Raw genomic sequence first — 13130 nt, forward strand, 5'->3', positions numbered from 1 at the left:
GAGACGGGATGAGCGAGACCGAGACCGACCTGCCAGAGGACGCGAGCTGCTTGATCCTCGACGACGACATGCCCTTCCGCACGCGGCTTGGCCGCGCGATGGAGAAGCGGGGCTTCACGCCCGTCCTGGCCGAGACCGTTTTGGAAGCGAAGCGACTGATCTCGCAAGACCCCCCCGCCTTCGCGGTGGTCGATCTGCGGTTGGACGACGGCGACGGGATCGAGGTCGTCGACGCCCTGCACGCGCGTAGGCCCGACGCCAAGGCGGTGATCCTGACGGGCTACGGCAACATCACGACGGCCGTCGCCGCCGTGAAGGCGGGCGCGATCGACTACCTCGCCAAGCCGGCCGACGCGGACGACGTGCAGAAGGCGCTGCTCGCCAAGGGCGGCCAGCTACCCGAGCCGCCGGACAACCCGATGTCGGCCGACCGCGTCCGGTGGGAGCACATCCAGCGGGTCTACGAGCTGTGTGGACACAACGTCTCGGAGACGGCCCGCCGCCTGGGCATGCACCGCCGGACGTTGCAGCGCATCCTCGCCAAGCGCGCGCCGATGTGAGGTCAGTGCCCGCGCAGGGCGCAGGCGAGCAGCTTGACGTTGTCCGGGGCGAAGGGTTCGGCGCGCAACGCCCTGAACGCATGCTTGCGGGCCGACGCGACGTGGCCGTCGCCGAGCGCCCACCAGGCCCACTTGCGATGGGTCTGCCCCCGGCTGCGGACGGCCAGGTTCAAAGGCGGCGGGGCGCCCCCTTCGCCGGGCGCCGCGCCACGCCTGGCGCGGGCATCGCCGAGGCACGCGGCGACCGCCGCCGCCTGGGTCTCGGCCTTGGTGTAGCCGGTCGAGGCGAAGTGGTGCCGGTAGCGCAAGAGGACGTCGCCGAGCTGACCGATCCGTCCGGCCTCGCCGAGGCGGAGGAACAGGTCGAGATCCTCGACGTAAGGGTACTCGTCCGAGTAGCCGCCGACCGCGCGTAGCGCGTCGGCGCGCATCATCACGCTCGGATGGAAGACGAGCTGCTTTCCGCCCGCGAGGAGCGCGGCGTCGAGCTCTTCGTGGCCGAGCGGAAGGTCCGGCGCGTAGAGCGGCGCGCCCTCGGGATCGACGATGAGGACGCGCGTGCCGAGAAGGACGAGGTCCGGATCGGACGCCATCGCCGCGAGCTGGCGCTCGAAGCGCTCGGGCTCGCAGACGTCGTCCGCATCCATCCGCGCGATGAAGCCGCCGGTCGCAAGATCGAGGCCCTGGTTGAGGCGGGCGACGATGCCGAGGTTCTTCCCGTCCCTGACGATCCGGAGCGCCGGGTGCCGCGCGGCGTAGGCGTCGAGGACCTCGGCCGTGCCGTCCGTCGAGCCGTCGTCGAGGGCGACGATCTCGTCGGCGGGGCGGGTCTGCGCGAAGAGGCTGTCGAGGGCTTCGGCGAGGTAGGCGCCCGCATTGTAGCAAGGCAGAAGGACGCTCAGCGTCGGGCGGTCTTTCGGTCCTGCCGTCATCGTCCGTCGTCCGTCAGCGCTCGAACTTCATGTCGTCCTCGCGGACCGGGTTCAAGAAGAGGCCGAACCGGTCGATAGCCTGCGCGACCAGCCGCCCCGCGGCCCGCTGCGCGGCGGAGGTCGTGCGTTCGTAGCCCGACGCGGCGAGGGACGCTCCGCACACCCCTTCGATCACCGCGACCTCGAGCTTGGTGAGCTGCTTGCGCCACTTGGCGAGCGACGCCTCGTTCACCGCCCCCTGGCTCTTCTCGAAGTGCTGGGTGCGCCAGCGGTTCCACTTCGGGTTGCCGAGCTCGACGACGTCCTCGTTGTAGGCGGCGTCGTCCCGGGCGGGCGGAATGCCGTCCTCGCCCAAGAACCGCCAGACCCGCTCCATCGTCTCCGCCTCGCGCGCGACGAGGTCTTCGTAGCGCAGAACGGTGAGGTAGGGCGCGCCCGCCTTCGCCTCGGCGAGCTTGCTGAACTGCCGCCAGATCATGGCGTAGCGGGCGACCTTGCCGAGACGGCCCCCGGGCGAGGGCGTCCCGTCGGCATGGCGCACGAAGACGTCGTTCCAAGGCGCCTTGAGCTGGGAGGCGATGGCGGCGCGGGGGTCGCGCTCGACCAGGATGAACCGCGCGTCGGGGAAGGCGCCGAGGAGCGTGTCGACGTGAGCGGCGTCGTCGGTCGTCTTCTCGCCGACCCGCGCCGCGCCGGTCCGGTCCGCGTGCTCGGCCAGCATGGCGCGGAAGAGGCCGGTCAGGGTGACGTCGTCCGCCGCGACCGCACGGGCGTAGCAGGCGCTCGCATCGACGCCCGCGTCGGCGAAGCGCACGGAGCGGGTGTAGTCGCGCCAGAACGCCCCGACGTCGAGCGTGCCGTTCGCGTTCGACGGATGGCGCTCGGCCATGGCGAAGAAGTGCCGCTCCTCCGGCATGAGGTCCAGCGCGGCCGTGCCCGACAGAAGCCTCGCGAGCAACGTCGTGCCCGAGCGGCCCATGCCGAGGACGAAGACGGGGGAGGCCAGCGGGTCTGTCTGCGCGCCCGCCGCCGCGTCGCGGTCGTCGAGGGCGCCTCTCGTGTCAGCCATGCGTACTCTTTCCTTCGCGGGGGCCCTCGGCCGGAGCCCGTCCTTGGAACGGCCGCCGCCCCGCTGCAAGGCGGGGGCCACACGGCCTTAGGAGAGCCAGTCGACCCGCCGGCGGAGCTTGGCGAGGCGCCGCTCGACCTTGCCGACCCGGACCGCGAGTTCGGACGGGGCGGGCGCCTGGGGTTCGGCCCGGGTTGGCGCCTGCGCGCCGAGGCGGGCCACGTCCTGACGGAGCGCGGCGACCTCTCTCACCAGGCTCTCCACCGTACCGGTCAAGGCGAGCATGTCTTCGCGTAGCGCCCGTACGTGCCGCGCGGCCATCGCCGCCGTGCCGGCGGGGGCGGGCTTCTCCGACCGCTCGGGCGCGGCGAGGCGGCCGGGGCCGGGCGGGGTCAGGACGGTCGGTCGCGAAGGGCCGGACATGGGCGCGTTCCTGCTTTTGCGGGACGCAAGCTAGGCGATGCCGCCCGCCCGCTCCACCCTTCCCGCTCAGCGGCGGCCGTCGGCCCAGTCGCGGTGCTCGCGGTCGAGGTCGTAGGCGGCCATCGCCGCGAGCGTCAGGACGTCGCCTGCGCTCGGGCCGGTCTGCACGATCTGCACGGGCTTCGAGGGCCCGAGGAGAACGGGGCCGATCACCGTCGCGCCGCCGATCTCGGCGAGGAGCTTCGTCGAGATGCCGCCCGAATGGAGACCGGGCGTGATCAGCACGTTCGCCGGGCCGGTCAGCCGCGCGAAGGGGTAGATCGCGCGGACCTTCTCGTTGAGCGCCATGCGCGGCGTCATCTCGCCTTCGTACTCGAAGTCGACGTCGGCCCGTGCGTCGAGCGCCTTCACCGCGCCCGAGACGCGGTGCATGTGCGGGCTGTCGGGGTTGCCGAAGTTCGAATGGCTGACGAAGGCGACGCGAGGCGTGAAGCCGAGCGCCTTGACCGCGTGGGCGGTCTGGACCGCGATGTCGGCGAGCTCTTCGGAGGAGGGCAGCTCCGCGATGGTCGTGTCGGCCATGAAGACCGTCCGCCCACGCGCCAAGATGGCCGACATGCCGATCGTCCGCTCGCCCGGCCGGGGGTCGAGGGCCAGCTGGATCATCGAGAGCGCGGCGTTGTAGTGCCGGGTCACCCCCGTCACCATGCCGTCGGCGTCGTCATGCGCCAGCATGCAGGCGGCGAAGACGTTCCTGTCCCGGTTGACGAGGCGCCGGCAGTCCCGCTCGAGGTAGCCGCGCCGCTGGAGGCGTCCGTAGAGGTAGTCTGTGTACGCTTCGTTCTTGGTGCTCTCGCGCGCGTTCCAGATCTCGATGCCGTGCTCCCGCTCGAGGCCGAGGCGCTCGACCGTGCCGCGCACCGTATCCTCGCGCCCGATGAGGATCGCCTGACCGAGGCCCTGGTTCTGGAACTGGTAGGCGGCCCGGACCACGACCTCCTCCTCCCCCTCGGCGAAGACGATGCGCTTCTTCGGATCGTTCGAACGCACGGACGCGTAGATCGTCTGAAGGAAGCCCGCGGAGGGATCGAGCCGGGTGGCGAGCTTCTCGGCGTAGGCCGGCATCTCGGCCTCGACGATCGGCTTGCGCGCGACGCCGGTCTCGCAGGCCGCCCGGGCGACGGCCGGAGGGATGGCGCTGATCAGGCGGGGATCGAACGGGGTCGGAATGATGTAGCCGGGGCCGTATTGAAGCCGCTTGCCGTAGGCGACGGCGACCTCGTCGGGGACGTCTTCGCGGGCGAGGCCTGCGAGGGCGCGCGCGCAGGCGGCCTTCATCTCCTCGTTGATCGTCCGGGCCCTGACGTCGAGCGCGCCGCGGAAGATGTAGGGGAAGCCGAGGACGTTGTTGACCTGGTTTGGATAGTCCGAGCGCCCCGTCGCCATGATCGCGTCGGACCGCACGGCGGCGACGGCTTCGGGCGTGATCTCCGGCATCGGGTTCGCCATGGCGAAGATGATCGGGCTCTTCGCCATCGACCGGACCATCTCCTGGGTGAACGCGCCGCCCGCCGACAGGCCGATCGCGACGTCCGCGCCGTCCATCGCCTCCGCGAGCGTGCGCTTGTCCGTGTCCACGGCGTGGGCGGACTGCCACTGGTTGAGGTCCTGGCGTCCCCGGTGGAGGACGCCCGTCCTGTCCGAGACGAGGACGTTCTCGGGACGCACGCCGAGCGATTTGATCAGGCTGACGACGGAGAGCGCGGACGAGCCGGCGCCGGAGACCGCGACCCGCACGTCCCTTATCGGCTTGCCCGCGATGTCGAGGGCGTTGAGGAGCCCCGCGGCGGCGATGATGGCGGTCCCGTGCTGGTCGTCGTGGAAGACCGGGATGTCCATCAGCTCCTTGAGGCGTTCCTCGATGTAGAAGCTGTCGGGCGCCTGGATGTCCTCGAGGTTGATGCCGCCGAAGGAGGGGCCGAGGTAGCGCACGGCGTCGATGAAGGCGTCGGGGTCGGACGTGTCCACCTCGAGGTCGATCGAGTCGATGTCCGCGAAGCGCTTGAAGAGGACGGACTTGCCTTCCATCACGGGCTTCGAGGCGAGGGCGCCCAGATTGCCGAGCCCCAAGATCGCGGTGCCGTTCGAGATCACCGCGACCATGTTGCCCTTGGTCGTAAGATCGTAGGCGGCGTTCGGGTCCTCGGCGATCTTCAGGACGGGAACGGCGACCCCGGGCGAGTAGGCGAGCGACAGGTCGCGCTGCGTCGCCATCGGCTTGGTCGGCGTGACCTCGAGCTTGCCGGGCTTGCCCCGGCTGTGAAAGCTCAAGGCTTCCTGATCGGTGAAGCGGGTCGTCGTGTCCTCGGCCATAAGAGGGCATAACCGGCCCGGCGTCAGGCGGCTAGCCGCGGCGGCATTCGCGTCACGCGTCCCTTCATGCGGACCTGATCTCCATCACCGTCGCCGGGTCGCACCGCGCGAGGAGCGTCCGCATCGCGTCCGGCGCGACGGCCACGCAGCCCTCGGTCTGGGTCATCGCCGCGTCGGACTTCGTCAGGTGCCAGAACACGGCCGAGCCGCCGCCCGGGCGGGCGGGTTCGATGTTCTGGTCGAGGACGACGACGAGGTCGTAGGCCCGATCTTCACGCCACATCCGTTCGTGCCGGCCGGCGAAGGGCAGGCGGACCGGGCGGTTGTAGAGAGCGGAGTCCGGGTCGTCGCACCAGCCGAGATCCTTGCGGATGGGGATCGTCGGCAGCCCGGTGGACGGCCGGGCCCCCCGATCGGGCCGCCAGTAGCAGCTTCGGAGGCGGAAGCGGCCGAGCGGCGTCGCGCCGTCGCCTTCGCGCTTTCGATCGGTGACGCCGGCACGACCGAAAGCACACGGAAACGTGGCATTCCCGCCACGTAGGAAGCCGAATGTCCCATCTTCGTGAGTTGTCGTCAGAACGAAGCCCATTTCGTGGTGTTGCCTCCTCGCAAGGTTTGATAAACCCGGTCCAGGGATACGGCCGGGTCGGGTGGCACAGGGAAAGTAAAGTTATGGCACGCGCTGCGCGGGTTCTCCTGGTGGAAGACGACGAACTGTTGGCAGCGACGCTGACCGACCAGTTCGCCGAGCACCGGGAGTTCGACGTCGAGACCGTCTCGACCGGCGGCGAGGCGCTCAAGAAGCTCCGCGCCGAGGGGCATATCGACCTCGTTCTCCTCGATGTCGGCCTGCCCGACATGGACGGCCGCGACGCCTGCAAACGCCTGCGCGAGAGCGGCTTCAAGTCGCCGATCATCATGCTGACCGGCGCCGACGACGAGAAGGACGTGGTCACCGGCCTCGACGCGGGCGCCAACGACTACGTCACCAAGCCCTTCAAGTTCGCCGTCCTCCTCGCGCGGCTCCGCGCCCACCTGCGCAGCCACGAGCAGTCCGAGGACGCGGTCTTCAAGATCGGCCCTTACGAGTTCAAGCCCGCGGTGAAGATGCTCGTCGCGGCCGGCGACCGGCGGATCAAGCTGACCGAGAAGGAGGCTTCGATCCTGAAGTACCTCTACCGCGCGGGCGGCCAGCCGGTCAGCCGCGATACGCTGCTCGACGAGGTCTGGGGCTACAACTCGGGTGTCACGACCCACACGCTGGAAACCCACGTCTACCGCCTGCGTCAGAAGATCGAGCCGGAGGCCGGCAAGACCACGCTTCTGATGACGGATTCGGGCGGCTACCGGCTGAACTTCGAGGCCTGAGGCTGCGGCCCGGCATCGTACCGGGCCCGGCTTCGGCCTAGCCTCCTGCCAAAACGGGAGGCCCCATGCCGACGATCCTCGCCCTCGACCAGGGCACGACCTCCAGCCGCGCGCTCCTGATCGGCGCCGATGGGCGCGTGCTCGACAGCGCGCAGGAGGAGTTTCCGCAACGCTACCCACGCGACGGCTGGGTCGAGCACGACCCCGAGGCGATCTGGGACAGCCAGGTCCGCACCGCGCGGGCGGTCCTCGAAAGGGCGGAGGAGACGCCCGCCGCGCTCGGCATCACCAATCAGCGCGAGACGGTGGTGGTCTGGGACCGGAAGACCGGCGCCCCCATCGCGCCCGCCATCGTCTGGCAGGACCGCCGGACCGCCCTCGAGTGCCGCCGCCTGCGCGAGGCCGGGCACGACGCGCTGATCGCCGAGCGCACGGGCCTCCTCATCGACCCTTACTTCTCCGCGACCAAGCTGGCCTGGCTCCTCGACCACACGGAGGGCGCGAGGGCCAGGGCGGAAGCCGGCGAACTCGCAGCCGGAACGATCGACAGCTTCCTCCTCTGGCGCCTCACCGGCGGCGCGGTCCACGCGACCGACGCGACCAATGCCTGCCGGACGAGCCTCTTCGGGCTCGACGCACAGGACTGGGACGACGAGCTTCTCGACCTCTTCCGCGTGCCGCGCGCCCTGCTGCCCGACGTGCGCGACTGCGCCTCGGACTTCGGCACCACGACGAGGGAAGCCCTTGGCGTAGGCCTGCCCGTCGGCGGCATCGCCGGCGATCAGCAGGCCGCGCTGATCGGTCAGGCCTGCCTCGCCCCGGGCATGATCAAGTCGACCTACGGCACGGGATGCTTCGTCGTCCTGAACACGGGCGGCAGTCCGGTACGGTCGGGCCACCGCCTCCTGACGACCGTCGCTTACCGCCTGGGCGGGAAGCCGACCTTCGCGGTCGAGGGCTCGATCTTCGTCGCGGGCGCGGCGGTCCAATGGCTCCGCGACGGGCTCGGCGTCCTCGACCATGCGGCCGAGACCGAGGCGCTGGCGGCGCAGGCCAAGGCCGACAGCCGCGTCGTCATGGTGCCGGCCTTCACGGGCCTGGGCGCGCCGCACTGGGATGCCGAGGCGCGCGGCGCGATCTTCGGCCTCACACGCGACACGGGCCCCGCCGAGCTGGCGCGGGCCGCCCTGGACGCGGTCGCGCACCAGACCGACGACCTCGTCGCGGCCATGCGGGCGGATGGCGGCGTGATCGAGAGCCTTCGGATCGACGGCGGCATGGTCGCGAATGACTGGTTCTGCCAGGACCTCTCGGACGTCACCGGCCTGCCGACCGAACGCCCGGTGATGACGGAGACCACCGCGATGGGCGCGGCGATGCTGGCCGGGGTGCAAGCGGGCCTCTTCGCCAGCCTGGACGAAGCCGCCTCGCTCTGGCGGGCCGAGAAGCGCTTCGAGCCGAAGATCGCGGCCCACGCCCGCAAGGCGCGCCGGGCCCGTTGGCAGGACGCGGTCCGCCGCACCCTCGTCTCCTGACAGGGCGGACGGGTCCCGCTACAGTGCCGGTTGGCATCGCGAGGGCAGGGGCATGACGGGAAGCTTGGCGGGAACGCTCGCCTTCTGGGTTCTGACGCTGGCCGCCTTCGCGGGGCTCTTCGTCCTCGGCCGCCGAGGCCTGCCGCTCTGGGCGCGCGTGCTGATCGGCCTCGTCGGCGGCGGCGTTCTCGGCCTTCTCTTCGGAGAGGCGGCGGCGAGCGCGAAGCCGATCGGCGACGCCTTCGTCCAGCTGATCCGGATGCTCATCGTGCCGCTCGTCTTCACGACGCTGACGACGGGCGTCATCGCGATGGGCGACCCCAAGAAGCTCGGTTCGCTCGGCGCGAAGACCCTCGGCCTCTACATGCTGACGACGATCGTCGCGGTCGTGCTCGGCCTCCTCATGGCGGCGATCTTCCGCCCGGGCGTCGGCCTCGACCTCGCCTCGGTCCAGGCGGGCGCGGCCTCCGACGTGACGGACCGGCTGCGGGATGCGGCCGCCGCCGAGCGCACCGTCGTCCAGCAACTCCTCGACATCATCCCCGCGAACCCCGTGGCGGCGATGGTCGAGGGCGACATCCTCGCCATCATCTTCTTCTCGATCCTCTTCGGCGTCGCGATCCTGACGGCGGGGGAGGCGGGCCGGCCCATCGGCCGCGGCATGGAGAGCGCGGCGGAGGCGATCTTGAAGCTCACGGGCTTCGTCATGGCGCTCGCCCCCTACGGCGTCTTCGCGCTCATGGCCTGGGTGATGGGAACGCAGGGACTGTCGGTGCTCCTCAGCCTCGGCAAGCTGACGATCGCGCTCTACCTCGCCTGCGCGCTGCAGATCGCGCTCGTCTACGGCTTCTTGATCAAGGGCGTGCTGCGTCTGCCCTTCGTGCACTTCCTGCGCGGCATCCTCGATGCGATGAGCACGGCCTACTCGACGGCGTCGAGCTCCGCGACGCTGCCGGTGACGATCGCCAATGTCAGCAAGAACCTCGGCGTGCACAGATCGGTGGCGGGCTCGGTCCTGCCGCTCGGGGCGACCATCAACATGGACGGCACCTCGATCTATCTGGGCCTCGTCGCGGTCTTCGCGGCGCAGATGCTGGGGATCGACCTCTCCTTGGGTCAGTACGTCGCGATCGCGGTGACCGCGACCGCGACCTCGGTCGGCGCGGCGGGCATCCCCTCGGCCAGCCTCTTCCTCGCGGTCGCCGTCCTTCAGACCTTCGGCGTGACGACCGAGCAGGCCGTCGCCGTGATCGCGCTCGTCTTTCCCTTCGACCGCCTTCTCGACATGATGCGGACCATGACCAACGTCACCGGAGACGCCGCCGTCGCCTGCACCGTCGGCAAGTGGGAGGGCGAGCTCGACGAGGACGTGTTCCGCTCGGGCCACGCGCAGTGAAGGCGGTAAGGATCCTCACCACGGGCGGGACCTTCGACAAGGTCCATGACTGGCGCACCGAGGGGCTGGCCTTCGCGGGCGCCGGGCGAAGCCAGGTGCCCGAAGTGCTCGAGCACGGCCGCTGCACGCACCCCGTCACCGAGCAGCTCTTCCAGATCGACAGCCTGGAGATGACGGACACGCACCGCGCCCTCCTCGCGCAGCACGTCGCGTCCGCGCCCGAGGACGCGATCGTCGTGACGCACGGAACGAGCACCATGGACGTGACCGCGCGCTTCCTGGACGGGAAGGCGCCGGAGAAGACCGTCGTCCTGACGGGCGCCATGCGGCCCTACTCCCTCTTCGTCTCGGACGCGGCCTTCAACCTCGGCGGCGCGGTGATCGCGGCCCAGACCCTGCCGCCGGGCGTCTTCGCCGTGATGAACGGCCGCGTCTTCGCCGCGAAGGACGTCCAGAAGGACGAGAAGCTCGGAAGGTTCGACGCATGAGGCTCCGCGTCCCCCCGCTCGTCTGGTTCGTTCTCTTCGGCGGCCTGATCGCCGTCTCCGCCCTCGTGCCGGGCCTGCAACTCGCCCCGCTGCCCTGGTTCGGGCTCACCTTCGCGATCCTCGGGCTCGGCCTCGCTGGCGGCGCGGTCGCGGACTTCCAGCGCCGCAAGACCACGGTCGATCCGAGGGCGCCGGGGCGGGCGACGGCGCTCCTGACGCGCGGCGTCTTCCGCCTGACGCGCAACCCGATCTACGTCGGCATGGCGCTCTGCCTCTTCGGCTTGGCGCTGGCGCTCGGCACGGTGCTCGGCCTCTTCCTGACGCTCGGCTTCATCGCCGCGCTGACCGCCTGGCAGATCCGGCCCGAAGAGAAGGCGCTCCGTTCGCTCTTCGGGCCCGACTATGACGACTACGCGGCGAAGGTGCCGCGCTGGCTCCTCGTCTGAGGGCACGTTGACGGGGGGCGGCCCCTCGGCTAACGCCCGCGGCCACATCGGACCAAGCGTGAACACGCGCGTCTACCGGCACGACCCTTCGCACCCCAAGTGGGAAGACGGGGCCGGGGATGTCCCGCCGCCGGGGTAACGCCCTCGCGGCGGTGCTTCGCGTTTGGCGAGAAGGAGACCTAAATGTTCGACAGCCTGTCCGAACGACTGAGCGCCACCTTCGAACAGCTGACGGGCAGAGGCGCCCTCAGCGAGAAGGATGTGGACGCCGCCATGCGCGAGGTGCGCGTCGCCCTCCTCGGGGCCGACGTCGCGCTGCCCGTCGCCCGCGGCTTCGTCGCGAAGGTGAGGGAGCGGGCGGTCGGCCAGGAGGTCCTCCGCTCGATCAAGCCGGGCCAGCAGGTCGTCAAGATCGTCCACGACGTCCTCGTCGAGACGCTGGGCGGCGCCGAGGGCGACCATGCGCTCAACCTCGCAAAGGCGCCGCCCGTCCCCATCCTGATGGTCGGCCTTCAAGGGTCGGGCAAGACGACGACGACGGCGAAGATCGCCAAGCGTCTGCAGGAGCGCGACAAGAAGCGCGTCCTCATGGCCTCGCTCGACACGCGGCGCCCGGCCGCGATGGAGCAGCTCGCCGTGCTCGGCGAGCAGGCGAAGGTGAAGACCCTGCCGATCATGCAGGGCCAGACGCCGGTCCAGATCGCCAAGCGCGCGATGGAGGCGGCCCGGCTCGGCGGCTTCGACGTCGTGATCCTCGACACGGCGGGCCGCCTGTCGATCGACGAGCAGCTGATGGCCGAGGTCGCGGACGTGCACGGCGCGTCGAACCCGGCCGAGACCCTCTTGGTCCTCGACGCGCTGACCGGTCAGGACGCGGTCGAGACCGCTTCGCGCTTCAAGGCGCGCGTGCCGGTCAGCGGCGTCGTCCTCACCCGCCTCGACGGCGATGCGCGCGGCGGCGCCGCGCTCTCCATGCGCGAAGTCACGGGCGCGCCGATCAAGTTCGCGGGCATGGGCGAGAAGCTCGACGCCCTCGACGCCTTCGACCCCGAACGCATGGCGGGCCGCATCCTCGGCATGGGCGACATCGTCGGCCTCGTCGAGCGGGCGAGCCAGGAGATCGACGAGAAGAAGGCGCGCCAGCAGGCCAAGAAGATGGCCAAGGGCGAGTTCGACCTCGACGACCTCGCCGAGCAGTTCGCGCAGATGCGAAAGCTCGGCGGCATGAACTCGATCCTCGGCATGATGCCGGGCATGGGCAAGCTCAAGGGCGCGGTCGACCAGGCGGGCGGCTTCGGCGACGGCGAGATCCGGCGGCAGGAAGCGATCATCAGCTCCATGACGAGCAAGGAGCGCAAGAACCCCAAGGTCATGAACGCGAGCCGCAAGAAGCGCGTCGCGGCGGGCTCCGGCACCTCCGTCCAGGACGTGAACAAGCTTCTCAAGGCGCATCAGGGCATGTCCACCCTGATGAAGAAGATGGGCAAGGGCGGAAAGCGCGGCATGGCCCAGCAGATGGCGCAGGCCCTGGGCGCGATGGGCGGCCCCGGTGGGATGCCCGGCGGCGGCATGGGGGGTCTTGGCGGAGGCGGGGGGCTTCCGGGCCTCGGCGGCCCCGGCGGGGGACAGGCGCCCGACCTCTCCTCGCTCGGTCTGCCCGGCCTTGGCGGGCCGAAGAAGAAGTGATCCGCTGCGTGCCCCTCCTCGCCGCGCTGATCGGCTGTTCGGGTTCCGACGACGACACCGTCAGCGCCATGAACTACCTCCTGGCGCCGATCGAGGCGTCCTGCGCCCGCGACGCGGTGCTGGCTGCGGAGGGCTTCGCGGTTCGCGGCGGCTTGCGGCGCGACGGCGACGCCGAGCGCTTCACCGCGCTCTTCAACGACGACCTGCCGGTTGACGTGATCATCCGAACGAACCGGGACGGCACGGGGGAGGTCAGCGCCTTCACCCGCCTGTCTGAAGACCCATCCCCCTTGGAGCGGCGAGAGGCCCAGTTCGCGGTCGAGACCGCGGACGAGGCCATCTACCGGGCCTGCACCGAGGACGGACGAACCTACGGTGACGACGCAGGCGTCGTCATCGAAGCCGAGTGAACCCCGAACCGAAAACCGAACCTTTAGAACGAAGGAACCAAACCATGTCCCTCAAGATCAGGCTCTCCCGCGGCGGCTCCAAGAAGCGCCCCTTCTACTCCGTAGTCGTCGCTGACGCCCGCATGCCGCGTGACGGCCGCTTCATCGAGAAGCTCGGCACCTACAACCCGCTCCTCGCCAAGGACGACGAGAACCGGATCAAGATCGACACCGACCGCGCCAAGCACTGGCTCGAGCGCGGCGCGCAGCCGACCGAGCGGGTCGCCCGCTTCCTCGGCACCGCCGGTCTCATGAACTGGAAGCACGGCGAGAACCCGAACAAGGGCAAGCCGGGCAAGAAGGCGCAGGAACGCGCCGAGGAACGGGCCGAGCGCGCCCGTGCCGCGGAAGAAGCCGCGAACGCCCCGGCCGAAGAAGCCGCCGAAGAGACGGCGGAGTAAACGG

General features: G+C 70.4%; 14 protein-coding genes. 9 read left to right on the top strand and 5 right to left on the bottom strand.

Annotated features, from left to right (window positions below):
* The first annotated feature begins 8 nt into the window (after window positions 1-8).
* Window positions 9-560: an ActR/PrrA/RegA family redox response regulator transcription factor gene (locus tag GGQ59_RS02760; RefSeq protein ID WP_183815606.1), complete on the top strand. Its 552-nt coding sequence runs from the start codon at window positions 9-11 to the stop codon at window positions 558-560.
* A gap of 2 nt (window positions 561-562) precedes the next feature.
* Here the strand turns inward: GGQ59_RS02760 and GGQ59_RS02765 are convergent, their stop codons facing one another.
* The 5 genes from GGQ59_RS02765 to GGQ59_RS02785 form a co-directional block, all read right to left on the bottom strand.
* The gene (locus tag GGQ59_RS02765) at window positions 563-1492 is read right to left on the bottom strand and encodes a glycosyltransferase (protein ID WP_183815608.1); all 930 of its coding nucleotides are present in this window, start codon (window positions 1490-1492) and stop codon (window positions 563-565) included.
* 13 nt (window positions 1493-1505) lie between these two features.
* Entirely contained in the window at window positions 1506-2561 is a 1056-nt protein-coding gene (locus GGQ59_RS02770) for a sulfotransferase family protein (RefSeq protein ID WP_183815610.1), read from the bottom strand.
* An 87-nt stretch (window positions 2562-2648) separates the two neighbouring features.
* Window positions 2649-2984: a hypothetical protein gene (locus tag GGQ59_RS02775; RefSeq protein WP_183815612.1), complete on the bottom strand. Its 336-nt coding sequence runs from the start codon at window positions 2982-2984 to the stop codon at window positions 2649-2651.
* A gap of 66 nt (window positions 2985-3050) precedes the next feature.
* Window positions 3051-5357 (bottom strand): NADP-dependent malic enzyme, encoded by a 2307-nt coding sequence (locus GGQ59_RS02780; RefSeq protein WP_183815615.1) that lies wholly within the window; start codon window positions 5355-5357, stop codon window positions 3051-3053.
* 64 nt (window positions 5358-5421) lie between these two features.
* Complete coding sequence (locus tag GGQ59_RS02785; protein WP_183815617.1) at window positions 5422-5946, bottom strand: L,D-transpeptidase family protein; 525 nt, start codon at window positions 5944-5946, stop codon at window positions 5422-5424.
* A gap of 83 nt (window positions 5947-6029) precedes the next feature.
* Here GGQ59_RS02785 and GGQ59_RS02790 point away from each other — a divergent pair, with 83 nt between their 5' ends.
* The 8 genes from GGQ59_RS02790 (at window position 6030) to rpsP (ending at window position 13126) form a co-directional block, all read left to right on the top strand.
* Window positions 6030-6725, top strand: a complete 696-nt coding sequence (locus tag GGQ59_RS02790) for a response regulator transcription factor (protein ID WP_183815619.1) — start codon at window positions 6030-6032, stop codon at window positions 6723-6725.
* 65 nt (window positions 6726-6790) lie between these two features.
* Window positions 6791-8260 carry a glycerol kinase GlpK gene (gene glpK / locus GGQ59_RS02795; RefSeq protein WP_183815621.1) on the top strand — a complete coding sequence of 490 codons (1470 nt, stop codon included), beginning with the start codon at window positions 6791-6793 and terminating at the stop codon, window positions 8258-8260.
* Window positions 8261-8312: 52 nt separating this feature from the next.
* Window positions 8313-9656, top strand: coding sequence for a dicarboxylate/amino acid:cation symporter (locus tag GGQ59_RS02800; protein ID WP_183815623.1), 1344 nt, complete (start codon window positions 8313-8315; stop codon window positions 9654-9656).
* On the top strand, window positions 9653-10144 hold the full coding sequence (locus GGQ59_RS02805; protein WP_183815625.1) for an asparaginase domain-containing protein: 492 nt from the start codon (window positions 9653-9655) through the stop codon (window positions 10142-10144). The genes GGQ59_RS02800 and GGQ59_RS02805 overlap by 4 nt, the downstream gene beginning before the upstream one ends.
* Window positions 10141-10590 carry a methyltransferase family protein gene (locus GGQ59_RS02810; RefSeq protein WP_183815627.1) on the top strand — a complete coding sequence of 150 codons (450 nt, stop codon included), beginning with the start codon at window positions 10141-10143 and terminating at the stop codon, window positions 10588-10590. The genes GGQ59_RS02805 and GGQ59_RS02810 overlap by 4 nt, the downstream gene beginning before the upstream one ends.
* A 183-nt stretch (window positions 10591-10773) precedes the next feature.
* Complete coding sequence (gene ffh, locus GGQ59_RS02815) at window positions 10774-12276, top strand: signal recognition particle protein (protein ID WP_183815629.1); 1503 nt, start codon at window positions 10774-10776, stop codon at window positions 12274-12276.
* Window positions 12273-12686: a hypothetical protein gene (locus GGQ59_RS02820; protein ID WP_183815632.1), complete on the top strand. Its 414-nt coding sequence runs from the start codon at window positions 12273-12275 to the stop codon at window positions 12684-12686. Before ffh ends, GGQ59_RS02820 begins: the two co-directional genes overlap by 4 nt.
* Before the next feature lie 44 nt (window positions 12687-12730).
* The gene (gene rpsP, locus GGQ59_RS15115; RefSeq protein WP_183815634.1) at window positions 12731-13126 is read left to right on the top strand and encodes a 30S ribosomal protein S16; all 396 of its coding nucleotides are present in this window, start codon (window positions 12731-12733) and stop codon (window positions 13124-13126) included.
* The last annotated feature ends 4 nt before the right edge of the window (window positions 13127-13130 follow it).

Origin of the sequence: Parvularcula dongshanensis (assembly GCF_014199615.1) — a bacterium.
In the GTDB taxonomy this organism is placed as follows: domain Bacteria; phylum Pseudomonadota; class Alphaproteobacteria; order Caulobacterales; family Parvularculaceae; genus Parvularcula; species Parvularcula dongshanensis.

What these genes read in the sequence shown, in the direction of transcription:
- GGQ59_RS02760 (WP_183815606.1), top strand. Translation starts at nt 9, where the DNA reads ATGAGCGAGACCGAGACCGACCTGCCAGAGGACGCGAGCTGCTTGATC.
- GGQ59_RS02765 (WP_183815608.1), bottom strand. Translation starts at nt 1,492, where the DNA reads ATGACGGCAGGACCGAAAGACCGCCCGACGCTGAGCGTCCTTCTGCCT.
- GGQ59_RS02770 (WP_183815610.1), bottom strand. Translation starts at nt 2,561, where the DNA reads ATGGCTGACACGAGAGGCGCCCTCGACGACCGCGACGCGGCGGCGGGC.
- GGQ59_RS02775 (WP_183815612.1), bottom strand. Translation starts at nt 2,984, where the DNA reads ATGTCCGGCCCTTCGCGACCGACCGTCCTGACCCCGCCCGGCCCCGGC.
- GGQ59_RS02780 (WP_183815615.1), bottom strand. Translation starts at nt 5,357, where the DNA reads ATGGCCGAGGACACGACGACCCGCTTCACCGATCAGGAAGCCTTGAGC.
- GGQ59_RS02785 (WP_183815617.1), bottom strand. Translation starts at nt 5,946, where the DNA reads ATGGGCTTCGTTCTGACGACAACTCACGAAGATGGGACATTCGGCTTC.
- GGQ59_RS02790 (WP_183815619.1), top strand. Translation starts at nt 6,030, where the DNA reads ATGGCACGCGCTGCGCGGGTTCTCCTGGTGGAAGACGACGAACTGTTG.
- glpK (WP_183815621.1), top strand. Translation starts at nt 6,791, where the DNA reads ATGCCGACGATCCTCGCCCTCGACCAGGGCACGACCTCCAGCCGCGCG.
- GGQ59_RS02800 (WP_183815623.1), top strand. Translation starts at nt 8,313, where the DNA reads ATGACGGGAAGCTTGGCGGGAACGCTCGCCTTCTGGGTTCTGACGCTG.
- GGQ59_RS02810 (WP_183815627.1), top strand. Translation starts at nt 10,141, where the DNA reads ATGAGGCTCCGCGTCCCCCCGCTCGTCTGGTTCGTTCTCTTCGGCGGC.
- ffh (WP_183815629.1), top strand. Translation starts at nt 10,774, where the DNA reads ATGTTCGACAGCCTGTCCGAACGACTGAGCGCCACCTTCGAACAGCTG.
- rpsP (WP_183815634.1), top strand. Translation starts at nt 12,731, where the DNA reads ATGTCCCTCAAGATCAGGCTCTCCCGCGGCGGCTCCAAGAAGCGCCCC.